The sequence below is a fragment of the Dysgonomonas sp. PF1-14 genome (genome assembly GCF_029892965.1).
In the GTDB taxonomy this organism is placed as follows: Bacteria; Bacteroidota; Bacteroidia; order Bacteroidales; family Dysgonomonadaceae; genus Dysgonomonas.
Genome location: NZ_JARXWN010000027.1, coordinates 1 through 25,663, shown reverse-complemented (window position 1 = coordinate 25,663; position 25,663 = coordinate 1). Strand labels below are relative to the sequence as shown.

The 25,663-nt window shown below is 39.0% G+C and carries 21 protein-coding genes and 2 pseudogenes; 15 read left to right on the top strand and 8 right to left on the bottom strand.

All coding sequences use genetic code 11. From position 1 onward, the window contains the following. Window positions 1-202: 202 nt before the first annotated feature. The 8 genes from M2448_RS19700 to M2448_RS19665 form a co-directional block, all read right to left on the bottom strand. Window positions 203-544, bottom strand: a complete 342-nt coding sequence (locus tag M2448_RS19700; protein ID WP_280647846.1) for a MarR family transcriptional regulator — start codon at window positions 542-544, stop codon at window positions 203-205. Between the two features lie 80 nt (window positions 545-624). Beyond that, window positions 625-1,242, bottom strand: coding sequence for a class I SAM-dependent methyltransferase (locus tag M2448_RS19695; protein WP_280647847.1), 618 nt, complete (start codon window positions 1,240-1,242; stop codon window positions 625-627). A 24-nt stretch (window positions 1,243-1,266) separates the two neighbouring features. Next, the gene (locus M2448_RS19690) at window positions 1,267-2,181 is read right to left on the bottom strand and encodes a phospholipase A (RefSeq protein WP_280647848.1); all 915 of its coding nucleotides are present in this window, start codon (window positions 2,179-2,181) and stop codon (window positions 1,267-1,269) included. Window positions 2,182-2,244: 63 nt separating this feature from the next. Further along, complete coding sequence (locus M2448_RS19685) at window positions 2,245-2,436, bottom strand: DUF2892 domain-containing protein (protein ID WP_280647849.1); 192 nt, start codon at window positions 2,434-2,436, stop codon at window positions 2,245-2,247. Continuing rightward, the gene (locus tag M2448_RS19680; protein ID WP_280647850.1) at window positions 2,436-2,747 is read right to left on the bottom strand and encodes a hypothetical protein; all 312 of its coding nucleotides are present in this window, start codon (window positions 2,745-2,747) and stop codon (window positions 2,436-2,438) included. Before M2448_RS19680 ends, M2448_RS19685 begins: the two co-directional genes overlap by 1 nt. 2 nt (window positions 2,748-2,749) lie before the next feature. Continuing rightward, window positions 2,750-5,956 (bottom strand): efflux RND transporter permease subunit, encoded by a 3,207-nt coding sequence (locus M2448_RS19675; protein WP_280647851.1) that lies wholly within the window; start codon window positions 5,954-5,956, stop codon window positions 2,750-2,752. Window positions 5,957-5,960: 4 nt separating this feature from the next. After that, window positions 5,961-7,046, bottom strand: coding sequence for an efflux RND transporter periplasmic adaptor subunit (locus M2448_RS19670; RefSeq protein ID WP_280647852.1), 1,086 nt, complete (start codon window positions 7,044-7,046; stop codon window positions 5,961-5,963). A gap of 96 nt (window positions 7,047-7,142) precedes the next feature. Next, window positions 7,143-8,456, bottom strand: coding sequence for a TolC family protein (locus M2448_RS19665; RefSeq protein WP_280647853.1), 1,314 nt, complete (start codon window positions 8,454-8,456; stop codon window positions 7,143-7,145). 545 nt (window positions 8,457-9,001) lie between these two features. Between M2448_RS19665 and M2448_RS19660 the strand changes: the two are divergent. From M2448_RS19660 to M2448_RS19590, 15 genes and pseudogenes are all read left to right on the top strand, one after another. Continuing rightward, a pseudogene (locus M2448_RS19660) lies at window positions 9,002-9,859 on the top strand (IS982 family transposase); the annotation flags it as partial. Between the two features lie 27 nt (window positions 9,860-9,886). Continuing rightward, a pseudogene (locus tag M2448_RS19655) lies at window positions 9,887-10,356 on the top strand (conjugal transfer protein TraG); the annotation flags it as partial. A 619-nt stretch (window positions 10,357-10,975) separates the two neighbouring features. After that, on the top strand, window positions 10,976-11,368 hold the full coding sequence (gene tssD / locus M2448_RS19650) for a type VI secretion system tube protein TssD (protein WP_280647854.1): 393 nt from the start codon (window positions 10,976-10,978) through the stop codon (window positions 11,366-11,368). 176 nt (window positions 11,369-11,544) lie between these two features. Then, the gene (locus M2448_RS19645; RefSeq protein ID WP_280647855.1) at window positions 11,545-12,000 is read left to right on the top strand and encodes a hypothetical protein; all 456 of its coding nucleotides are present in this window, start codon (window positions 11,545-11,547) and stop codon (window positions 11,998-12,000) included. A gap of 57 nt (window positions 12,001-12,057) precedes the next feature. Next, complete coding sequence (locus tag M2448_RS19640) at window positions 12,058-13,434, top strand: DUF5458 family protein (RefSeq protein ID WP_280647856.1); 1,377 nt, start codon at window positions 12,058-12,060, stop codon at window positions 13,432-13,434. 153 nt (window positions 13,435-13,587) lie between these two features. Then, window positions 13,588-14,007, top strand: a complete 420-nt coding sequence (gene tssD, locus M2448_RS19635; protein ID WP_280647857.1) for a type VI secretion system tube protein TssD — start codon at window positions 13,588-13,590, stop codon at window positions 14,005-14,007. Further along, window positions 14,007-14,459 (top strand): type VI secretion system tube protein TssD, encoded by a 453-nt coding sequence (tssD, locus tag M2448_RS19630; RefSeq protein ID WP_280647858.1) that lies wholly within the window; start codon window positions 14,007-14,009, stop codon window positions 14,457-14,459. The genes tssD (M2448_RS19635) and tssD (M2448_RS19630) overlap by 1 nt, the downstream gene beginning before the upstream one ends. Beyond that, on the top strand, window positions 14,447-14,890 hold the full coding sequence (locus M2448_RS19625) for a hypothetical protein (protein ID WP_280647859.1): 444 nt from the start codon (window positions 14,447-14,449) through the stop codon (window positions 14,888-14,890). Before tssD (M2448_RS19630) ends, M2448_RS19625 begins: the two co-directional genes overlap by 13 nt. 17 nt (window positions 14,891-14,907) lie before the next feature. After that, window positions 14,908-15,351 (top strand): GPW/gp25 family protein, encoded by a 444-nt coding sequence (locus M2448_RS19620; RefSeq protein ID WP_280647860.1) that lies wholly within the window; start codon window positions 14,908-14,910, stop codon window positions 15,349-15,351. A 17-nt stretch (window positions 15,352-15,368) separates the two neighbouring features. After that, window positions 15,369-17,198 carry a hypothetical protein gene (locus M2448_RS19615; protein WP_280647861.1) on the top strand — a complete coding sequence of 610 codons (1,830 nt, stop codon included), beginning with the start codon at window positions 15,369-15,371 and terminating at the stop codon, window positions 17,196-17,198. Window positions 17,199-17,220: 22 nt separating this feature from the next. Beyond that, entirely contained in the window at window positions 17,221-18,093 is an 873-nt protein-coding gene (locus M2448_RS19610; protein ID WP_280647862.1) for a TssN family type VI secretion system protein, read from the top strand. Between the two features lie 38 nt (window positions 18,094-18,131). Further along, window positions 18,132-19,289 (top strand): type VI secretion system membrane-associated complex protein TssK, encoded by a 1,158-nt coding sequence (locus M2448_RS19605; protein ID WP_280647863.1) that lies wholly within the window; start codon window positions 18,132-18,134, stop codon window positions 19,287-19,289. A gap of 20 nt (window positions 19,290-19,309) precedes the next feature. Further along, complete coding sequence (locus M2448_RS19600) at window positions 19,310-20,251, top strand: type VI secretion system baseplate subunit TssG (RefSeq protein WP_280647864.1); 942 nt, start codon at window positions 19,310-19,312, stop codon at window positions 20,249-20,251. 54 nt (window positions 20,252-20,305) lie between these two features. Next, window positions 20,306-22,156 carry a phage baseplate assembly protein V gene (locus tag M2448_RS19595; RefSeq protein ID WP_280647865.1) on the top strand — a complete coding sequence of 617 codons (1,851 nt, stop codon included), beginning with the start codon at window positions 20,306-20,308 and terminating at the stop codon, window positions 22,154-22,156. A 5-nt stretch (window positions 22,157-22,161) separates the two neighbouring features. Next, a complete protein-coding gene (locus M2448_RS19590; protein WP_280647866.1) occupies window positions 22,162-25,551 on the top strand; it encodes a toxin VasX in 3,390 nt (1,129 codons plus the stop codon). Window positions 25,552-25,663 lie beyond the last annotated feature (112 nt).

Genomic DNA, 25,663 nt, shown 5'->3' with positions numbered 1-25,663 from the left:
AAAAGCCCTTAGAGGGCGTTTGAAAGAGAAAAATGTTGTCAGATTAGCTGAAACTTATTTTGAGTGTCTGTAAGATCGAGTCCCATTTTTTACAAATTAAATAACCGAAATATTAACAACCTAAAAACCGTAATCGCTTAAATGCACCACGGGTATGTACCGTTACATTCGTCCAGAGTTCGTACATCAGGCTATTGCTTATTTAAATTCCACTATTTATCAATTCAGCCAATAAAGTGATATACTTTATATATCTGTTTTCTCTTTTCCAGATTTCTTTCTGCTTTTGTTTCCCCGATTCCGTTAAAGTAAAAAGTACTTGTCTTTTGTCGATATTTCCCATTCTTCTTGTAATGTATCCTTTTTCTTCAAGGCTCAATAAAATTCTGGATGTGCGGGAGTTGGATAAGCCTAATTGTTCAGACAGATAGCCGGCACAAAAGCTCTTATTTTCAGCTAAAGAATATACGATAATGGATTCATTCAAAGTTATGCCATTATCTTTCAGAAACTCTTTATCCAGATTATAAAGAGTTTTATGCATGTTTTTTATTTTGTAAATCAGATACATATTTTTTCAATTTCTCTGCGGCGGCTCCAATGCAAACCATACTCTTCTTTATCTCATATCTTTTTGCCCACAAAACGTATTACGGAAGCTTTTCCGTTATGACCTGTTCCTTCAGCCAGTTCTGTCTCTTTTTCTTCCAAAAGCAAAATTCCTAAAGAGTCAAAAGTGGAAAGTATCTCTTGCTTCGAATACATCATGTTGACATCCGGAGGTCCTCCAACCAACGGGTTTTGTCGTTGATATTTAACATGATCTTTACTGAACCCTTCAATAATAATGTATCCTCCGTTTTTCAACAAAGACAATAATGACCTGTGATATTTTTCTTTTAGTTGCTCCGGTAAGTGAACATAGGTTAGAACAATAGCATTGTAAGAGTCTACAATATAGTTCTCAACTATATTTTCAAAATCAATTACTTTGAACGAAATATCCACATTGTTTTTTTGTGCCAATCGTAGGGCTTTTTCTTTACCTTGCGAACTCAGGTCAAAAGCGTCAACTACCCAGCCCCTTTTAGCTGCATACACACTGTTGCGCCCCTCTCCGTCGGCAGGAAGAAGTATCTTTCCGGCAGGAAGAGTATCTATAATTTCCTTGAAAAACAGATTTGGTATTTCTCCGTATCGGTACTCTTCAATATTATACTGTTCATCCCATTTATTATTCATTGTTATTCATTTTAAAACAGTTACTTAATAAGCACTAAAGAAATCCGGTTTTATGGTAAACCCTATTCTGATTTGATTCGTATATTCTTTATAATTCAATAAACCTTCCCCATAACCGGCATAATAATCCAAGGTCAGGTACTGATTTGAGTTCTTTGATACCTTATACGATAAAGATGTATGTAGATTAGGGTTTATAAATTTATCCCGTGGGATTATATTAAGGTCGAACCACCATAAATTTTTCTTGTCAATATAATTGACTGAAATAATACCGTACCCTTTATAGCGTAACAAATCTTTGTTATTACCCCCATCCACATACGGTAAATATACTTGTGCCTTGGCTGACAGCCGCATATTATAGAAGTATTTAGCCGACAGGTTTATATAGTTCCAGCTGCGGGAATCGTCTCCAGCCTTGCCATTCGACTCATGCTCCAGGGAAACCATTACCGCCCCTTTCAGTTTGTTATCCTTTATAACATACTGTCCTATACCTATTCCGGGATTGTAATTTGTATCGCGGAAAGGACTCGATTCATCGTAAATATCCCAAAACGACTTCTGGGAGTAAATGATATATAAGAACGAATTGAAAGGGAGTACGCTCCTGGTAATCCTGTGCCTGATACTGAACTGGAAGAAAGCATCTGCTGTTTTCCGGGTTATCCCTTTGTTCAGAGGGATTCCCGTTACCATATAGTTATCTTTGTATACGGCAAAGGCCGCTTGCTTATCCAAAACAGATCTTACAAGGTCTTCCGATACTTCTATTGGCTTATGCTTCAGTATATTTACCAACTGCATCTCCTGAAGATAGTTATTTCGTAATGACAAACTATCTACATGCAGAATCGTATTCTCCTGAGAATAGGCAAATGATGTATGCACGATAAAAACAAGGAATATTCTTATTATATAATTTACGACCTTCATACTAATTAAAAAAAGAGAGCAAGGACGATGTTTATATCCGGTTCGCGCTCGCCTGAGACTTATTTACCGTTTAACCTTCAATTTATCGAGCAATATCTCCAAAGGACAAAATTTAGTGAATGAAGATTGTATAAGATTCACTCCCACAAAGGCAGGTAATAATAACCATCCGATAGATATAAAATAGGCTAAGGATATACCTGCCAATACCATTGTTCCTGCTACTATCCGTATAATATATTCACGTTTCATCATCAAAGCAATTTAGAAAAATTTTCAACATCAAGGATAAACGCATGCACCGGAAAAGGATTATTCGTTTCTATATTGCAACTGTCTATTTCGGCAATAGCCTTATCCGCTGTTTCTTTTGAGATGAAACTGAAAAGCATAATGGAATTTGTCTTTGCAGTACTGGCATTGGCTGCAAACCATCCCAGATTCTCTTCTTTTTTTTTATATCCGGTTATGCTGGTTACACTAAATCGTTTCACCCCGGCATCGTGGAGCAGGTTGGCCACCCGTTCCTGATATTCTTTTATACTTAATACAACTAATAGTTTCATAATCATTTAACTCTTTTTTTCAACATTTTAAAATATAATAATGGAACCACAATCAGCGTAAGTATTGTAGATGTGATGGTTCCTCCCATCAGCGAGATTGCCAAACCCTGAAATATAGGATCGAACAGGATGACAATCGCTCCCAATACTACTCCACCGGCTGTTAACACAATAGGAGTTGTACGTACAGCTCCAGCTTCGATAACAGCCTGTTTTAACGGGATGCCGTCTTTCAGGCGAATGTCGATAAAGTCGATGAGTAATATTGAGTTACGCACCATAATTCCGGCTAAGGCTATAAAGCCGATCATAGACGGGGCACTAAAGTAAGCTCCCATAATCCAGTGGCCGAATATGATACCGATTAATGACAACGGAATAACAGATAGCTGCACCAGAGGGGTGGTAAAGCTTTGAAACCAGGCCACGATCAGCACGTAGATGATAATCAGCACGAATAAGAATGCCAATCCCAGATCGCGGAATACCTCGTAGGTTATCTGCCATTCCCCATCCCATTTTAAGGCAAAATTGTCTTCGTATCGTGGTTGTTCACTATACTCTTCCGACAAGGTATACCCTTGCGGTAGTTTTATCTGAGACAGCTTATCCGAGACCTCGGTAATAGGATATATGGGACTTTCCAAACTTCCCGCAACTTCAGTTAATACATATACGACCCGCTTCTGGTCTTTTCGGTTGATGCTCTTTTCCTTTTCTCCTTTAGTAACTTTAACTAAATCGCCTGCGGGAATAACCATTCCTTGTTGATTCACAACCTTGATGCTTAAGACATCTTCGATACTTGATTTTTCTTTTTCGGACAATTGAAGTACAATATCTACCTGATTGACCGACGAAGGCTGGTGCAACACCCCCACAGGCATTCCTGATAAAGCCGCCCGCATATTCTGCACTACCTGTGCATTCGCAATACCCAGCTTCATTGCTTTATCTTTATCTACCTCGAACTTATATTCGGTCTGTGTATCTTCTACCGACCAATCCACATCGACTACATTCTCCGTTGCAGCCAGCAAGTCTTTTACCTGCTTGGCTACGGCAATCTGCTGTTCATAGTCGGGGCCATATATCTCGGCTGCAATAGTAGACATCACAGGAGGGCCCGGAGGCACTTCCACTACCTTAACATTGGCATTGTATTTCTTGCCAATAGCCTGCAAGTCGGCACGCACCGATGTCGCTATATCGTGGCTTTGCTCACTACGTTCGCCTTTGTTCACAAGGTTGACCTGTATGTCGGCAACATTGTCGCCCATGCGCATATCATAGTGGCGAACCAGACCGTTGAAGCTGATAGGAGCTGAGGTCCCCACATAAGTCTGATAATTAGTTACCTTATCATTCCGGCTGACATAGACAGCCAATTCTTTGGTAACGGCAGCGGTACGCTCCAAAGTTGTACCTTCGGGCATATCTATTACTACTTGAAACTCATTTTTATTGTCGAAAGGTAACATCTTTACAGGAACCGACTTGGTATAGAACAATACAAACGATCCAAATAAGATGACAGCCAGTCCAATCATAAATGCCCAACGGCGTTTTCGGTTTTCGAGAAAAGGAGTTATTATCTTAGCATATAACTTATATATTTTTGTTTCATGCAAATCGGGTTCTTTTTCCTGCGAATCTTCATCCTCTCCATTTTTCTTCTTATGTTTCAGGAACAGATACCCAAAATATGGTGTCAGGGTCAATGCTATCACTAATGAGAATATCATGGCGATAGACGCTCCGATAGGCATCGGACTCATATAGGGACCCATCATTCCCGACACGAAAGCCATAGGCAGCACAGCGGCAATAACAGTCAGCGTTGCCAGGATAGTAGGATTACCCACCTCATTAATCGCAAGAAGTGCTGCCTGTAATGGCGGTAACTTCTTCATCTTGAAATGGCGGTGCATATTTTCGGCAATCACAATGGAATCATCGACTACAATACCCGTCACGAATACCAGTGCAAACAATGTAATCCTATTGAGCGTATAGCCTAAGAAATAGTAAGCAAACAGAGTCAGGGCAAACGTTACAGGCACAGATAGAAATACTACTAAACCTCCACGCCAGCCCATGGCTACCATCACAAATATAGTTACGGCTATAATGGCAATAGACAAATGAAGCAATAGTTCCGATACTTTGTGAGAGGCAGTCTCTCCGTAATTGCGGGTTACTTCCACATTCAGATCATTCGTGATAACATCTTTCTTCAGATGCTCAACCTTATCGCTCACTGCTTCTGCCAGCTTCATGGCATCGGCTCCTTTTTTCTTAGCAATAGAAATAGTCACAGCCGAATAGTCGTCAGGCATACCTGCTTTTTTATCGCCTGAGGCAGCTCCATATCCAAATGATACATATTGTTTGGGTACTTCCGGCCCGTCTTCTACTTCTGCAACTTGATACAGGTAAACAGGCTGATTATCGTTCGTTCCCACAATCAGGCTTTTCACTTCTTCTACATTGGCAAAGAAGTTTCCGGTTTGCACAGAATAAACCATATCTCCTGCTATGATATTACCGCTCTGCATTTGTACATTATTGGCCTGTAATGATTGAGCGATTACTCCAAAATCGAGTTTACTTTGTGCCATCTTATCTTTGTCGAGCATCACTTTCACCTGACGGCTTTGCCCGCCGATAACATTAACTTGTGCCACATCGGGTATTTTCTTTATCTCATTGCCCACTACTTCGGCTACCTGACGTATCTGATAGTCGCCCATCTTATCGCTCCAGAATGTGAAAGCCAAAGCAGGCACATCGTCTATGGCTCGCGATTTTACCAAAGGCATAGTTGCACCTTGCGGCATACGATCCATGTTCTTCATCATCTCGTTGTAAAGTTTTACTAGCGAACGTTCTACATCTTCTCCCACGTAAAACTGTACGGTGAGCATCGCCATACCGTTCATCGAGGTAGAATATACATGCTCTACTCCTTTGATGTTAGAAACAATCTTCTCGATTGGCTGTACTACTCCCGATTCCACTTCCTGTGGTGTTGCACCAGGATAGCCGATCATAATATCCGCCATCGGGACTTCAATCTGAGGTTCTTCTTCGCGTGGAATAAAAAATATACTGAACAGCCCTAAGAGTATAAAGGCAAACATGAGTAAAATACTCAGTTTCGATTTGATAAATGCTCCGGCTATTTTTCCTGAAATTCCGTTTTCCATAACTTTATTTATTATTTACAGATATTTTTACTCCATTATATAATTTACCTTCGGCTTTAGAAACAATCTTGTCATTTTGGCTCAAGCCGGAAAGGACTTCTACCTGATTGCCTGTTGTTTTGCCTAAACGTATCCAGCGTAAATTGGCTTGGCTTTGATCGTCTATCACATATACACCGGTGAGCTGGTCACGGTAAACAATCGAGTTTTTATCCAACATGATTTTAGAGGGAATACTCTCGCCCGTTTTATTGGGTATTAATATATTGACAAACATCCCTGAGCGAATATTTTCTTTGTCTTTCGCATCAATAGACAGTTTCATCGAGTATTGCCCCCCTGTACGGAATGCTGATGGACTAAGTTCTGACACCTTTCCATCAATGGATGCACCTAATGATTTCAATTCTATTTTAGCAGCATCGCCCACTTTTACGTATTGTATGTAGTTTTCGGGAACGGAAGCCACTACCTGCAATTCACCGTTTTGTTCCAACACAAGAATCGGCATACCCGGATTTGCCATACTCCCCTCGTCTACCATCTTTTGTGTTATTATTCCGGAAAATGGTGCACGTATATTGGTGTAGGCAAGCATGGCATTTACTTCGTTCATCTGCTGGCGGGCCATTTGCACTTTGGCATCCATCGATGTATTTTGCAAGGCGACATTTTCGAGTTCCTTATCTGACACACTGTTCTGCTCACGTAATCTTTTGAAACGGTCATAATCTCGCTGTGCATTTTTTGCAGCGGCCTCGGCTTCGATGATCATAGCATGTACCTGTGCTTTTTTTGCCAGAATATCATCGCTGCTGATTGAAACCAAAAGTTGCCCTGCGGCTACTCTATCACCCGGTTTTACATGTATCTTGCTTACATAGCCCATCATACGTGTGCTGATAGTTGCAGTTTGCTTGGCTGTGACTTCGCCGCTAAGATAAAAGCCTTCGTTTGAGGATTGAGCCGGAGAGTAAGTTTTTACTTTTACTATGGTCTTATCTTTATCCTCTGATTTATCGGAAGAAGCGCAGGAATACAGGGCCGATATTGCCATTATTCCTAAAAATGTATTTCTTAAAGTTTTCATTTCTATTTATAGGTTTATTTGTTACTTCGATAACATCAGTCGTTTGTCGCGACTCGGCATAATTTAAAACTATGTTTTAATTCTGCTCTCGCTACTTCAAACGTTCGTTTTTGACAGAAAATTGAGATATGCCTCTGTTATATTATAGGACATAATAGATTGTGAGAGCAAAAGTTTTTGTTGGGAAAGTTGAGCTTGTGCCATCAGTAAATCTGTTGTGCTGGCTAAACCTTCGCGGTGGCGGTTAGAGAGAATGCGTAAGGCTTCGCCGGCTTGCTCAACGCTTAGCTTCTGCTTGTTTATCTCTATCTGCGCATCATTTAGGTCACGCTTGGTCTTACTGAGTTCCAGTTGCTCTTTCTTAATATGTAAGTTAAGCTCTTCTTGCATTCTGTCTCGCTGAAATTGAGCAGACTTCATCTTACTCCGATTTTGATTGCCTGAGAATATTGTCCAGCTTAGGTTTATGCCAACCAAGTATGAATCATTCCTGAACTTAAAGGCTTTAGAGTCGTTTAGTCCATATGAACCGAAAGCATTGATACGTGGTAGAAATGCCATTTGGGATGATTTGACCAGCATGCCGGTTGCATCTATAGCTTTGTTAAGAGCCATAATGTCGGAACGAAAAGACAAAAGTTCTCTGGCTTGATGCAGACTTATTTCCTGTACCAACGAATCTGTTGTATATAATTTGTCATTAGCTTCTTGCCCCATCAGTAGACATAATCCGTCTGAGGCATTGTGTATATTACTCTCAGCTTTTACCAATGCTGCTTCAATTGTATTGACTTGTACCTGAGCATTCAGAACGTCAGACTTTTGAACCAGACCTTGATCATAAAAATTGCTAACAGATTGGTGTATTTGCTTTACATCGTCCAATGATCTTTGAAGAATATTTCGAGCTTGATACGACATTTGTAGCCCGGCATATGCTTTTCGCACCTCAAATTCGATATATTCCTTTGTTCGTTCAGCTTTGTATTTGTACACTTCTTCCTGAGCTTTTGCCCCTTTGCGAGCGTAAATCAGATCCATGTTTAGCAATGGCAGTTTAGCCTCTACCTGTGTACTGTAATTTTGACTGGCTCCGGGATTATTCAGCTTGGCTGGATCGAAATCCATTGCTGTAACGGACTCCTGCTGCAAGAGAAAGCCAAAAGCATTCAATGGGTTATTTGTACTTAAAGCTGTATATCCCACTGTTATTTGTGGAAGAAATACAGCATCTGTCTGATGGTAATTGGCATTCGCTATTTTTGTATCCCATCCTGCCATCTTTACGTTGCTGTTATTGCTGATCGCAATTTCTACGGCTTCGTCGGCTGAGATATACCGGATATTTTGTGCTTCAACCTGAAGACCAAGCCATATTGTACTCAATGTGATGATAATTACTTTTTTCATTTCTTATTTTAATCTGTTCTTGTTTATCGTCTTTTTATATATTTTCCACTGGAAATATAAGACAAAGGAAAACAATAATTTCCAAAGAAACAAGTTTCCATTGGAAAATATTTAAAAAAGTTATATTGAGATGGAAGCAGAATGGCATTTGTCCGATCTACTTTATGGCAGGTAGAAAAGGGGCAACCTCATATTTTTTTAGTGTGTATGCCCGGGTATTACTTGCTTTAGGCTTGGAGAAAGGTATTCTAAAAACTGGCTGAAGATGATATCTTGGGAAGGAAATTACAGGATGCCGAAGTACTTTTGCGAAGAAATAAGATTTGGGTAATTTGACCAGAGATATAATATGCGCATTAAAAATAAAAGATAATTTTTTATATGATACTTAATACAAATAATATCAGGAGGTTTGTTTAAGAACAGGCTATTATAACTTCCTCTAAAATAACAAACTAACCCGTAGTGCATTTGGGAATAAAAAAGAAGTTGTTCATAATCAAATAAATGATTATATTTAATTGTCTCTCACGCAATTAAACAACATGAATAACTTCAGTGCAAATTACGAAAAAATATTAGAAACATTACAGGATTTTGAGAGTAAGATGAATTTTTTGAATCAAATACGTAAACCTAAATTATCAGATATTGAGTTGATTGCAATCGACTTAACCTCTGAATATATGAGTATTGATTCAGAATATCAATTATTTAGGAGCCTGCCAGATGAATTGTATTGTAGAATAGAACGAAGTGTCTATAATAGAAGAAAGCGCAAATTATTTCCCCATAGAGAATTACTACGCAAAAAATTGGCTGGTCAAATTTCATCATCAGACTATTATATCGTAGATAGTATACCTTTGGAAGTCTGCAAACTAAGTTGGAGTACACGAAGCCGGATTTGTAAAGAAGACTATCAAATGACTCCCAACAACGGATATTGTGCCTCTCAGGCAAATAACTATTATGGTTATAAACTTCATGCAGTTTGTACCATTGATGGTGTTTTTACAGACTTTGATTTAACAAAAGTCTCTGTGCATGACATTCATTATCTAAAAGACATAAAATCCATGTACACTTATTGTATAATTTTAGGAGATAAAGGATATTTAAGCATTGATTATCAAAGAGATTTATTCTCTTCAAATCAAATTAGACTTGAAGTCCCAATGCGTAAAAATCAGAAGGGATATAAACCTCAAGCTTTCATCTTCCGTAAATCAAGAAAACGTATTGAAACGCTGTTTTCGCAACTATGTGATCAATTTATGATTCGTAGAAATTATGCCAAATCCTTTGATGGATTCAAAAACAGGATATTATCTAAGATTATGGCCCTGACAGTTATACAGCTGATTAACAAATTAAATAACAAGAATATTAACAACTTAAAACTCGGATTGCATAAATGCACTACGGGTGTTGGTAATATCTTCAGTGGGCAGGTCGTTGGAGAAACGGCAAAGAACCTGTCCGAACGTTTCGGAAAAGTGTTGCAGAAGCGCCAGTCGATGACCATAAACAGGCAGGATACATCTACTTCCATTAACACACAGCTCGATTCATTGATCCCCGCATCCAAAATATCTAACCTTACCCAAGGTATGTTTGTGGGCGCCGTATCGGATAATTTTGACGAACGGATCGACCAGAAAATATTCCATGCCCAGATTGTCATAGATAATGATGCCGTTAAGGCTGAAACAAGCAATTATGTGCCTATTCCTCAGATCGTGATTTCATAGATGAAAATGGAACAGACCGAATGCAGGAGCAAATAGATATGAACTACAAACGGATAAAAATAGAAGTTAATCAAATCATTTTAGATGAATTTGAGCGTATAAACAATGATCCCCAGTTAACACATCTCATCCCAAAAGATAAATAATCACGGCAAATCAGGGTATATAAATATTCAGATGTGGACGTAACATTTCTTAATTGTAAATGTTACATTTTTGTTTTCAGGCTTTATTTTCACATTTAACGTATGAAAACCACATATTGTATTCATATTTAATGATAAAATGCATAAATATAACTTTTTATTACTTATTTAAAAGTTATATATCTAATAATTAAATATTTAACATTTTATGGATATAACTTTTTTTTCTAAAAAATACAATGTCTTAATAGTTCTGTTTTTCGTTTATTCAAAGAAAAATCTTTGTGAAGTCATATTTCTAAAAATGTAAATTATTGATTAGTTGATTCTTGATTGTTTTTTGACAATAAAAAATCTATATCGATGGAAAACAGGTAAACAACATCTTGAAAAGTTCAATATATTTGATGGTCACAAAATATACAATAATTTAAACAAAGCAAAACAACAATAAGTTTCTATTCCATTTAAAATTCATAAGTTAAAATAATAATAAGGATTACTCATAATTATGCTATATAACGGGGACTAATCCCATGAAAAGATTACCCGTTTATACTTTTGCAATTACACTTGATATTATATATCAAATTTTACTAACTATTTAAACAATTTAATTATGGCATTTAGAGCTACATTAAGTCTGGGCGGAAAAGAATTCGACGTCCTGGATTGTGATTACAAACTGGAGAGAGACATCGATTCCAAAGGCCGTCCTGCGTCTAACATTTATGGTGGAAAAGTACGGGTACATATTGAGTCTACAGATGATACATCTATCTTAGAATCAATGGTTTCTCAGTTTAAGCCTGTTTCTGGCAGCATCGTTTTCAAAAAAGGAGACGAAGAAGCTAAAATGAAGGAGTTGTCTTGGGAAAACGGTTATATCATTTCTTTCGAGGAGTCTATAGATGTAATCGGTTCAAAACCTATGACATTGACATTTGTTGTTTCAGCTCAGGTGTTAAAAGTTGGTGGAGCTCAGTTCGAACAGAACTGGCCGGCGAACTAAAAACAGAACGGATGCGGAGTGGATCTCTCTTTCCCTACTAAAGTTTGAGGAATCCCTCCGTTCCGTCCTTTGAAAATCATTTCCGGGAATAGAAAGATACTGATATCTAATATCAGAAGGTTTTTCTTTGTCCAAACGGAAACTATGCAAAGATAATAAATTAAAAATATACAGATATGATTAATAACTACGAAATCGGCGGTAACGAAGTAAAAATAGACGCTTCGGAATCCATTGCCGCCATACCAGAAAACCGGACGATGCTTGTGGAGCAATTAACCTCCGATGAGCCTGTTAATCCCGAAGCAGCTGTAGGTTTGACTTCCATAGAACAGGTATTTGCCCACTATAGACCACAGATAGATGTAGAATTTGCGAATGAAGAGGGACAGCCTGTAGAGGAAACTTTCCACTTTACCTCTGTCGGTGATTTTGCTGTGAAAAATCTTACAGGGCAGAGTAAGTTCCTGAAAGGATTGGATACACAAAAGGAATTCTATGATACATTGATCAAACAACTACGCTCTAATAAAGTATTGCAGCGTGCATTGGAAAATGCTGACTCAAAAGCGGCGTTTGTAGCTGCTCTGCAAGGAGTTATTGCCGAGTTGGACGAAGCGGAAAATGTATAGAAAAGAGATGGTGACAGATAAAAATAAATAAATACTACATCAAACATAGATACAAATATGGCAAAAGAAGATATACTACAACAGGCGGAAGTTGTAGAAAAAGTAAAACCCGCAAAGAAATCCGGTGCGGCCGAAGCAGTCAATGAATCGGTAAGTAAACTGGCAAAATTCGGAGGATTTAATTTCCTGGAATCTGCTGTCGATGGGATCGCCGCCATGAATCCTGAGCGTAAAGCTCGTAAAAAAGCTTTTCTTTTAGAAGAAAATCACAAAGCTCAGCGTTCCGAACTAAGAAGTATGATAAATCTGTGGATAGATTTGTTATCTTCCTCATCTTCTATTAACGAAATGCTCGAAAAAGCACAAGAGAAAGCAGGCACCGTATCCCAGCTTCTCTCCGAGAATCAATTAACAGCAGTAAATACTGTTCGCGATCTGGAGCAATCATATCGCAATGTAATGTTATTCTATAAGAATACGGAAGAAGACAAGCTGACTAACATCACTATTGTAAATGCTTCGCATGACCAGATTACCGATTTAGATAATTCACGTTTTATTGACTATATCGCTAACGAACTGAAACAAAACTACGATAAACTGGATCTGAGAAAGAATTACTCATTACTGGTTCTTCCCGGATATTTGGGAGGTTCGAAAGTTCTCGATAAATGGTCGAAAATAGCTTATGAGAATAAGGCTATGCTCTATACAGATTTCATGGACTTAGACAGGCCGGATGATGTTGTAGACATGTTTTTCAACGCCGATCTTTCAGGTGGCGATACTTTCAAGGCGAACACCTGTATGGCCTGTAACTGGCTTGTAGGTAGAGGCAGATACAACGAATTGGGTGAAGAAAATGATCTGCATGTATCGCCTGCCGCAGCATTGGCTGGAAAGGTGTACACAACACTAATGTCGCAAATAACCGCCGGAAAGAAGCACGGAGGTATCAACGAGGTAGACAGTGTGGTATTCCCTTTGAAGAAGAGCGAGATATCCCAATTAGACAAGATGGGGCTCATTCCAATGGTAAACGAGTACGGCAAAGTAATGGCATTCTCCGGAAAAACGCTGTTTAACGGAGATAATCTCGGCTTACAGACTTATTCGGTTGTGCGCACATTTGACTATATCATGAAAGTTCTTTTCGACTTTCTGAACCGTCGTGCATTCGAGAACTGGAGTTCTAAAACCGAACGTGATCTTAGAGGACAGATCATTAAATTCTTAGATGGAGTACAAGGTCCTGATCGTCTGATTGAGAAATTCAAGATTGTTCGCTTCGAACGCGATCCGAATCAGAAAGACCGTATTTATCTGGATATTCACATCACTCCGTTCTTCCCGGCTAAGAGCTTTGTCATCAAGTTGGATGGGACTAAAGGAGAAGAAGAAAATACCTGGAATACAGATGTAGAACAGCAATAACGGATGTCGGTGTAAATATTGTTTGAGTAGTATTGCGCTAAAGCATTCATCTGTTTAACGGGTGGTGCTTTAGCTATTTCAGGAGACCAGCAGTTTTAAATCTTTAAACCCGAATAAAGATTGGTGTCAGCTAAATATTGAAACCTATATATTATGGACGGAAAAGCCACATTAAAGCTTCGCAAACCGAGTAAAGACAACACACAGAATCTTTACCTCCACAACTATGATGTTATTCATTGCGAATACTCTTTTGACAAAGGCATCACAAAGGAAGGACAGGTTCGCACCGAAGTTTTGGCAGGTAATATCCGCGTTGCTTTACCGATGTTGCCTACAGACGAACTGATGGCATGGGTGTTCGACAAAAGCAAGAAATACAATGGTGAAATAAGCATTAACGATGCTTATGAAGAGTCGTTGGAAAAAATCTATTTTGAGGAAGGACGATGTGTCGGTTTCCGGATGCATTACGAACCAGCCGGAAGTGGGCAAGATGTGGTGCTATTGCTGACAATAAATGCACAGCGGATGATTATAGGCGATGTTGAATATAAAAACAGATATAACTGATGGGCTTCTTCGATCGCATACGCAAAGGGAAACTTTTCTTCGGAAAGACAGAAACGCCTTCAATGGTTGTAGAGTTTCTTTTTCGGGGGAAGAAATATATCCTCGAAGAGTTCGATCTGGAGTTTCGTCAGGATGTAAACGACAGGAATAAACCAGACAGTGAGGTCTATGGCGGAATCATAACCCTTACAATCAGCGAAACCCCTGATGAATGGATCAATGCATGGATGATGAACCCTTACGAAAAGCGTGATGGTGAATTTCGTTTTTTGGTCAATAACAATAAGATCGTAGAAGGCGCAGCCATGCATATGGCATTTAAGGAAGCCTACTGTATCAGCTACCAGAAAACCATGAATCCTAAAGGGGCGGGATTGTTGACAACACTGATTATTTCACCCCATAAGGTAATAGTCGGCAATGAAGAATACGAAAACAGGTGGAAGAAGTAACAATGACAGGAAAAGAATACACATTACAGGAATTTTATTTGCACCTCAAACTTGATATCTGGCGTTGGGGACAAGTTGCAGGTTGGGGATTAGTAGAAAAAGTCACCATTGATAAAGATTCTGTCAATAAGAAAATAGATTTCCATACCCGTTCATTGAAAAGCTATTATTCATCTTCTCTGATTAAGAAACAACTGGGATTGGGCATCTATCTGTTAGACCTTGTTCCTATAAAACAAAATCAAGAAAGCGGAAAAGCAGTGTCATTAGCAGTTATAGCAGTCTGTCGGAATGTAATAGATAAAAAAGAGACGGTTCATTGCCTGAAAATTACAAGTACAGCCGGATTTAAAGATATAAAGAATACAATATTGACAGGGCAACCTTCACAGCAAGTACGCAGACGCAAATCTTCTTTAAGAAGAGCCTGAACTTAAAGTAAAGCATAATGAGAAACAACTTCTATAAACTACCGATACGGTTCGACTCCATTTTTGATGAAAAAGGCGGCGATATGCCGATGTGCAGTGAAATAGAATCCATCGACCAGCATATAGAGTTACTATTGACTACCTGTCCCGGAGAACATCAGTTTGACAAAAACTTCGGTTGCCGGATATGGGATATGGACTTCGAAAGGGTTGTTTCACGTCAGAAATGGGAAGATGATTTTAAAAGATATATCCTTGAAGCCATACAGAAATTTGAACAACGGCTTAGAGATGTTACAGTTTCAATCCATATTATGGAAGTAGTACGCGAAGACTTAATAATGAAGGCTACAGCAATAAAGAAAAAAGTAATCGTGCAGGTTAACGGGAAGCTTGCTTCGACAAATGACCGTTGCGGATTTAAATATACTTTATTCTTAGGGCCTTTATCCGCAGAATAAATAAACATTTTGAACAAATGGCAGACCAATACATAAATAAACAAACCATTCTGAACCGTATGAGCCGTTTAGCTGCGGACTATTACGAAATCAGCCGGGCAGAATTACTAGACCCGGTGGTTGGTCTGTGCCTTGAATCGTTAGGAGAAGAAATATACAAGATATCCGGAGATATCGATAATATGGAAAAACGCATACTCGACAAATTGTCGTCAATGCTTATCTCAGATATCGAATTAATCACAAAACCGTCCCATGGTATTATACAGGTTTCCGCTTTGGAAGAAGAGCTAATACTTACAACCGAAACCTCATTCAGTTGCAATTATAACATAGATAAAACAGAAGATAGATTAAGCTTTTATCCTGTTTGCAACACAAAGATTTATAATGGAGATATACGGTATTTCATTTACAATGGATTATTCTATTCAGTAGATAGAGAAAGAAACAAAACATTACTGACCCGTAGTCGCCAAAAAGATGTTTTCTCGGAAAATTCTTTTTGGATAGGCCTCGAACTGGATGAAAATATAAATAATATAGAGAATCTTTCTTTCTATGTGGATTTTGGCGGAGTCTACAACAAGGAACAATATCTCAAACAAATACCTCATCTGGTATTTGAAATTTCCTGTATGCGCATCCCCATGCGAAGAGGTATATTTGCTATTGATGATACAGAAGACAACAAGCAACTGAATCTGTTCGGTACTTTTGATGTGTCAAGCAGGATAAACAATGATATAAGAAAAGAATACGATCCTTGCTTCCTTACAGTGAAAGGTAGTTTCGATATATCCAATGTGCGGGAATCATTTCCTGCAAAACTGGTAGATTCCTTCACCGATAGTTTTAAGGAAGATTTTACAAAACCCTTACTTTGGATTGAGGTTAGCTGTCCATCCCAATATACGAATGATATTATCAGTTCACTCCAGATAAGCATTAATACAGTACCTGTTGTTTGTAAAAAGCTGATAAGCCAAACTCTGGAAATTAACAGAAGTGTACCCGTAATACCATTATATACCGATAAGAATGAGTCTTTCCTATCTGTCCATTCCATTTCTGATTCCACAGGAAAAGAATATTACGATATCCCTGTAAATGATACAGAAAAAGATCGTTATGGAATATATTCGTTGCGACAGGGCGGATGCGAACGTTATAATATTCGTGATGCCAGAGATTATCTTAGCTATACAGCCGATTCACTGGATAGCGAAGCTTCTGCCTTATCTAAAAGCAAGAAAGAATTAAAGACGGAACTGAAAAAAATCCAATCGGATTTACAGATTGTAGTCAAAGGTTTGAAACAGGCTCTTAGAAAAGAAAAGGACTGTTTTGAAACGATAAACTATATTCTTCTAAATCCGGAGAAAAGCGATGAAATCTATTTTGTAAAATACTGGGTCGCCAATTTCATATCCGGGCACAAGATAAGATCAGGTACAAGCCTTAGAACAGAATCTGAATTAGCGGTAAAACCTTCCACTATATTTTTTTTAGCGGCAACAAAAGAAGGTTCTTACGCACCACAACAGTCCGACAGGGCGGGTATATTCAGAAAATCAATGACCAAACGCCCCCTTTTGGTTACAGATGAAGATATTATAGAATTCTGTAAAGAAGAATTCTGTGATCTGGTCAAGGAAGTGTCGGTTTCAAAAGGATTCATTGATAGCAATGACCCTAAAACCGGATTTATCGGGACTACGGATGTCCATATAGTTTCGGAAGAAAAAAACGAGAGCCCTATCGGAAAAGAAGATGCTGAATATTTCAGACAAATATTGGCCGAAAATTCCCCGGCAACATTTAATTACAGGATATTAATCAACTAAACGAAAATACGATAAATATTACATGGAACTAGTCATTGGAAAATTTATATTACTCTATCTGCTACTGCCTGTAACAGCCGTTATTTTGGGAGTGGTTATGCTTTTTATTGCCAAGAAGAACCAGTTGTTAAGCAATAAGAAAGCAATCTTCTATTTTCTGTTGGCCTGTGTAATACTGGCATTACCCGGACTTTTAGGCTTTATAGATTACTGGTTTATGCCTTATTTCTATATAGGTTTACTCGTATTGTACCTCGTATTGGGGTGGTATAACCTGAAAATATTACATTCAGTGATAAAAGAGATAAATGACAAGCCGTATTATGTAGAGTTTCTCATTGTCCTTGTTACTCTGTTTGTCGGAGCAGCACTGTTTTCTCTTGTATTTAACCTGTGCAATGAACTTCAATATGGACTATGGGCATGTACCTGCCTGATTCCTTTCATTTTTCCGACATTGTTCCGTAAAATGTATATCAGCTATATGGATATACCTTTAGAAATATACAGGATATGGTTGTATGATAAAGAGCAAACGATAGATTCAGAGCTTTTTGACTACGACAAAGTACTTGTTGTAGAGTTAGAACTTTTCAAGAATGTTTCGGATACGGAGCCTTTGAATATTAAGGCTAAAGCATCGGAAGACATACCATTCGGGGTCTGGTTTAAACTGTTTATTGATGATTACAATAAAAAATCACCTCAAAGTCCGGTCATTCATTCAGATTATAACGACTCTTACGGATGGATTTTTTATACAAACAGTTCCATATTAGGACGCAGAAAGTATATCGATCCCGAGTTGAATTTTTCCAAAAATAAAATAAAAGAGAAAAATACAATTATGGCCAAACGTACACAATACGAAGAGTACGGGCAGATTGGAGACTGACAAATAACAATCAGATATAATAAATAAGATAAATAGTAATGCAACACAAAAAAGAACATAGGCTGGTAAACTGGGTTGAAGGTATGGATGTAGGATTTGAGCATCTGCAACAACAGGAAAATTACTTTATCGACCGTTTATGTGATAATCAGAATATAAGGCTGACCTCATATAATTACGGATTATTACCAGCTATCGGCAAACAGGGTAATTCTTCAGAGTTTGATATCAGCGAACGCGTTACAGGTAAAGTTGAAATACGCCTGAGGCGCTGTAATGCCATTACCTCTGCCGGCTGTAGGATATCGTTCAATCCCGGGCAATCCGATTATCTGCTTTATACCCATTCTTTTAATAAAGAAAAAGAACAGGAAGCGGCAACAACCAGGTTCTGGGATGTCATTCTTTCCGTAGACCCATACAAACGTGTACCCACAGGTATTCCAAACAACGAAGAGACCCCGCCACGACATCCGGATGTGAGCGAGTCTTACCAGCTATCTATTGCCCCTCAAGGTAAAATCAACTATGAGCAGTTAGGTCTGTATCATTTGATTATTGGCAGGGTACGTCAGCAAGGAGGGCGATATGAGGTAGATACCAATTATATTCCACCCTGCACAAGCATGAACAGTTCCTCCGATTTACAGGATTATTATGAACGTTTCGGAACATACCTTAACGATATAGAGCGGGCATCGAAAGTCATCATAGGCAAGGTCCGCAACAGGACACAAAATTCGCCTGTCGCTAACCATATTGCAAGTGTTTGTGAAGATATGATGCGTTATATTTCATCTATCTATTTTTCATACAGGAATATGGGAAGAGAAATGACGCCAGCCGAAATAACCGGTTATTTCTCTACGCTGGCACATACCTGTTATATCAGCCTGAGCTTTATCAATAAAACAGAAAAGGAAGAATTACTGAAGTATTTTTACGAATGGAGTGATATAACCCCCGGTTCATTCGAAGAACTACTTGCAAATACATTGAGTATTATATATGACCATAACAGCATACGCTCTGTTATGCTGCAAACAGAATCATTCCTGCGCATTCTCTCCGAATTATGGGTCAGATTAAGTTCTCTGGAATATATAGGGCAACACAAGGATAATATTGTTGTTTCCGAAAGGTCATACCAGACAGAAACCCTTAAGGCAAAAGGAGGCTGGACAATACTCGATTAATAGAATGATTAAATAAAAATATGGAAACGGGTAAATTACATAATATCTCTTTAATAAATACGCTGGATACGGATTTCAGGGCAGAACTGGTCGCAGCCGGTTTTAACAGCGAAGAGCAGGATATGGAAAAAGCCGTCATTGTCCGTCAGCGGGGCGATATCCGTAATGTATCCAAAGATATCAATAAAATAGAATTGACATATTCGGGATACGACCTGATGGAATACTTATACATCTATACAAACCGGCCAAGCATATACGACTCGCTACCTGAAGGTCTGTTCCATCAACCCGAAAATGCACGCAAACAGAGAACACAGGAAGATATTATCAGTGAAATCAGAAATCACAGAAATGAAGAGTTTTTCGCCCGTAAATATTTCCAGCCATTCGAAATAGTTCTGGATCAGGTTTTAGTAGATGCCCAGATATACGAACAGAGGTTCGATAAAGCTTATTTTTACGAAAACCTGAAAGACATATTCATAGGCCATTGGAATATCCTCAGGTACCTGAATCTGAAACAGGTTCTTCTTTTTATCCGGATTATACCTGTTATTGCAGAAGTTTCACAAAGTCTGGATCTGATATCCAAAGTAATGGAAATAATACTTGATTGTCCTGTAAAAGTATTGGAAGGCAAAAAGTCTGGAAAAAGCCTGCCGGATGAGAAGAAAATCGCTCTCGGTAAATGGAAACTGGGAATCAACTCTGTATTAGGAAATTCGATAAACGGCGATAATGTCGATCTGGAAATTACGATTGGTCCTTTAAGTACAGGGCAAATGAAACTATTTGAATCGAATGCTAAAAATCGAATGATATTAAATGAATTGATTGATTTTGTTATTCCTTTTGACCGGAATATTACCGTAAAATACAAATTGTCGGATGAAGATACAAAATTCCGTTTGTCGGATAAGACTCATAAAGCATATCTGGGAATAAATACCAGATTGTAGCACAATGTAAGTAAAATCAATATGAGAATATAACAATTATAAAAATTATACGCTATGGCAACTTCGGATTTATTAAACGAAAGACATATCACCAATGCACGGGTCTATATCGAAGGTGATGAAATCGACTTTGTATCATTAAGTTTGGAACAGTCCTTTTCGGAACACCATTCATTTAGAGTAGTCATGGATTATGATACCCTGAAACAGGATTTCATGAAGAACCCGCTGGAGCAGATGAAGTTGATCGGACAGTTTTTGGATATCGATCTGATGCAGGGCGATGACAGCGGCAATGCCTATGAGTTCAGGGGAGTCATCCGCGATGTATACCACGAAGGACAGGAAGGCAAACACGGCTACCTGATACTCGAAGGCCTTAGCCCCACTATCCTTTTGGAAAGAGGCAAGCGTCTGGACATCTTCTGCAATATGAATTTGGGACAAGTCTTTGATCAGGTTACCGATAATATTATCAATAAGAAAGACCGTCTGCCTTGTGTCAATAAACCTCATTATACCGGTCAGGTAAATTTCCTGATGCAATATAAGGAAAGCGACTGGGAGTTCCTGCGCAGGCTTTCAGCCATATCCGGAGAGACATTGCTATATACAGGTATGGACTTGGTATTCGGCGAATACAAAGACTGGAGTCCGGTAGAAGTTACTTATGATAAAGAAATAACCAGCTTCCAGTTCGGCACACGCCTGCTCGCCAATAACTTTACCCGTTACCAATATTTAGCGGAACAGGATGATACCATTACACAGGATGCCCCTGCGACCATCGATAATGCTAACGAATATGTCAATACGGCCGCCGATAGCAGTAAAGAACTGACCGAGAAGCGTCCAGTCCGTACCCCGTCTTCCCTTCCATTGGGAGATATCGGGTCATTAAATGAACTGGTTGCCAGAGAGAAGTCCGTTACAGCCTCAGAGACAGTGTATGTGCGAGGCACCGCCAAGACCTGCGCTCCGAGAATAGGACGTCAACTGACAATCAATATGCCTGCCAATATGGGAGGTGCCAGTGATCTGGGTACTTACCGTATTGTAAAAGTAAAACACACCATCGACCAGAACCACAGATATAAATGTGAGTTTGAAGCAGTGCCCGCCGCTTTGAAAACAGTTCCCGCACCCGCAGTATGTATGCCTGTAGCCGATTCGATAAGAGCTACCGTTATCAGTAATGAAGACCCGCAGGGACAAGGACGTATCAGGGTAGACTTCCCGTTTGCACAGGATAGGGTAAGTGATGTCTGGCTCAGAGTGATGACTCCGAATGCAGGATCAAGCGATGTAGTACAGAAGAACAGAGGACTGGTTTTCGTTCCGGAGAAGGGCGATCAGGTGATGGTCGGCTTTGAGTTTGGCGATCCGAATCAGCCGTATGTCATGGGTAGTATGTTTCATGGAAAGAATGCCGAAGGAGGCAAAGAAAATAACCATATTAAGAGTATCATTACCCGGCAAGGGCATACAATCGAATTCGATGATGCGGAAGGAACACTGGGTATTACCATCAAAGATAAGAACGGTAATTTTGTCCATATAGATACCAAAGGCAATAATATAGAGATTACAGCTCTGGAAACAATGACGCTGAACTGTAAGAATATGGAGATTAATGTGGATGAAAATATGACGTCAACTATCGGACAAGACCAGACTACAACTATTGGAAACAATCAGACGACAGATGTGGGAGAAAATATTCAAACTTCTGCAAATAATCTAAAAGAGTCCATTATGCAAAATGCGAATCAGACTATTGGCGAAAAACTGACTCTGTTGACCAATGAGACGGATATGTTTGCTAATGGGGGAGATTTCGTCGTTAAATGTGCAGGTGTCGCCCTTGTACAAGGAGCTGAAGATGCAAGAATAAGTAAAGGATAATAGGTATGAGCGAGAAAAGTTATAGCTACGACATTGTTCAGCAAGAAGAAAGTGAAACTTCTGTGGCAGAGCCTCGGGATATTCCTAAAAAATGTGTTCCTGTTTACCTTAGTCGTTTGGGTGCAGTATATAAGGACGTAGATGAAGAGGATTATAAGGTAATGAGTTTTGGCAGTGACAAAAAAGTCAAGCCTAAGCTGGTAGAATTAGAAAAGCCTACATCGTTAGTGCAAGATGCTCCGGACTTTAAATTTTTCAGAAAAAATATAAGGGATGGATATGTTTATATTTATTGCCAGGCAGATAGCTCGTGGCTGGTATACCAGACTGAAAAATCTAAATATAAATTGATTGAAGTTAAAAACCCGGACAAAGCTTTGAAAGAGATGCGAAAATGGCTGGATAAGAGAACCTTTGATTTTATCTTTCTCCCGGAAGACAAAAAATATAAAGTTTCATTCTCTACAATACTATGGACCGATGATTTTCGAGAGAAAACAGTAAACGATGAGTCTTATTTCTCAACGATCGATACTGAAAAGTGGAAAGATGCAAAAGAGAAGTCATCTCCGCAGAGCTTGCCTCCGGTATATGCTTTCAGAGAAGACATGTATGAGTTAAGAGATAAGAGCAGTGGTAATAAACTTACAAAAAATATATATACAGAAAATATTACAACTGTTTATAAGCCGGACGGTAATCCTTCGAGAAAAGACTCGGATAAGCAAAAGGTTATCTATTATACACTAAACGATACATTGGGTATTGCCGAAGATATTCATGACGAATTATCCAGATTTCTTTTGTATAAAGAGGTGTTGAATACATCTATACGGAAGGGTTGCGAGCAATCGAAGTTGGATAAAGGCAACAAATATGGAGATAAAGACGATGGAAACGAAAAAGACTATGAAGCCCTGTATCTCTCTGCTGCATTGCTACACAATATGCTATATGCAAAAGATGGAGCCTTGAACCAACCGGAACATCAGAAGGTTGAAGAATGCGACAACAAACATAAATATCAGTCGATGGTTCAGGAATATAAAATAACACAACTCTTGGCTGTCAAAACCCGGGAGAATTTGCAAAAAAAATATTCCGAAATGCGGGATGTATTCGGCTCAGTCATATCTTCGGAAGATTATAATAATGCGCTCATACAATTTATCGATCAAACACTAAATATATCACTCGTTGGCAAACACTTGATCAATAATCATTTAAAAACACTAAAGGCTAAGCCCGATAGTTATGATTCGGATATCAGCAGAAATGAAAAAAGCGAGCCGGACAAATGGGCGAAGCTGAACGATGCAATGACCTTTGCATACCTACAGGTGGAGGGCATACCGATAGATGAGAGATATCGGCAAATGAATATGGCTAAATTGCTCGCGAAAAAGGCTGTACCCGAAAGTGTTGCCAAAGAAAGTAAAGAGCTGCCCGAAGGGCAGGTAAAGCTGGATGATTCCAAAATAGTTGCTGTTACGGTAGATATACTTAAAGACTGTGTTTTGTCGTACACCGGAGCCCTCGAACGTATCAATGAAAATCTTTCTTCGAATATAGACGGGTTAAAAGATTCGATAAACATGCTTATCAGTGAAGAGGCCAAGATAGTAGGAACGAGAGAAAATAAAATTGCCGAACTGCTAGAAGAGTATCAACTTGAAGACTCTCCCGGATTGAAGAAAAGGCTCTTGGCCGGAGAAGCTGTAAATGTGAAAGGAGAAACGCCGGTGGCGACCGGTGCGACAAGAGAAAAAATAAAAGAAGCCGGAGAACAGGCGATTAAATATAAAAAACGGAGAAGTAGGCAGATAAAACAAGATCTGTCAGAACTGAGGATTAAAAGGTTGGAAGTGTTTCGAAGCTCCAAAGCACCGAAAAGATTGGCAGCCAGTGCATTTACAAATCTTGTAGAGTGTGTGGGTAAGATACTTCCTCCCATAAACCTTATGTTTGCTATAGATAGCGTACAGAAAGGGATACGGGAAGAAAAACAGGGTGGCAGCCTCTACGATGGGGCTTATTATACATTGTTCCTTTTCGGGCACTCGTTCCAGCTTGTGCAAGATATGAATGTGTATAGAGAAGTTCCTGATAAGATAAACAAATGGATAGGCCGGTCGGCAAGAGTAAGGCAGTTCTTGGCTGCTCGCAAGGTACTTACAAAAGTAGCAGGAGGGGTTGTGGTCGATGTAGCTCTCTTTGCTGCCGACTGTGTGGAATGTATGCGGCTGGTAGAAACCCGGAATACAAGTGCTGCCAACTATCAATTTATATCGAGTGCACTGGGGTTGATGAGTGGTGTATGCTTTACGCTGGCGGTGACGCTGACGGTGAGCTGGCCTGTGGTTGTAGTACTGGTGCTGGTAGCCGTAGGAACGGCTGTGCTGTCGTACTATATGGGCGAACGCTCCGACAAGAGGAAGCACGATATATGGCAAAGCTTCTTGATTTGTTCTGTTTTTACCAATTATATAGGACCTGATAAATTTTCAAGGAAGATAAATACTAATATAGATGTTTCTTCAAGTAAAAGATATTATGAAGTAGCTCAAGAATTATATTTAAGAAGAAAGAGAATAGCCAAAGATGACTTTACCTATAAAAAAGATAATTACAATTTGCAAGATTTTGCAGAGATGCTAAGGTTGCTTGATGAAATGTCAACAGCTTATGAGGTACATTTTACGCCGAAGGATATTAGAAGTTATGCAAAAGACAGTACCAAGAATTATCTGGTACCTACTATACTGCATATAGACATCTCTTACTTTGGCGTATTGAGGTACGACTCTGTAGACTATATAGCATATGTGAATGCCGGTAATGGCTTGGGGAGGTTTAATGCAAGCGATATAATAGAAGAGATGAGCGAGACTACCGGTCAGGGGCAGTCTACTATGCGCATCACAATAAAACCATACGAGATATTGAAACGTATACAAGCTATGGTAACTAAAAACGATTATGAGCATAGAGACAAACTGATAAACAGCAGAGTAATATATAAAGAAGATGATGCTTATCGTGTGTACTTTTCTCCGGATGTATGCCTTGTATTCGCATCGAGGCTTGTAAACACCAAACAGGAGGATGCTATGTATGATAATGAAAAAGTCAATTACAACGGATACGACGGTGAACCGATACCAATCACCGTTGCCGATAAACGCACCTATATGCCTTATGAAGGTGCAGACGGAAAAAACATTTATAAGGGATTGAAATGCCGTTTGGCAATACCCGTACCAAAAGATTCGGGCGATTTTTCAGCGAAGTATTACCAAAACCTATACGGACATATGGAATACGGGACAGGCACACTGGGCGAACTGGAGTATCTGGATATACGTGATATTAATTATACAACTAAAGCTAAATAAATTATATAGCTATGAAACAGAAAATTATTATCCTATTACTATTAATTGGTTCTACATCCTGCAGTAGTCAAACAAAAGACTATCCCAAAGACATATTGGGTTGTTGGAAAAT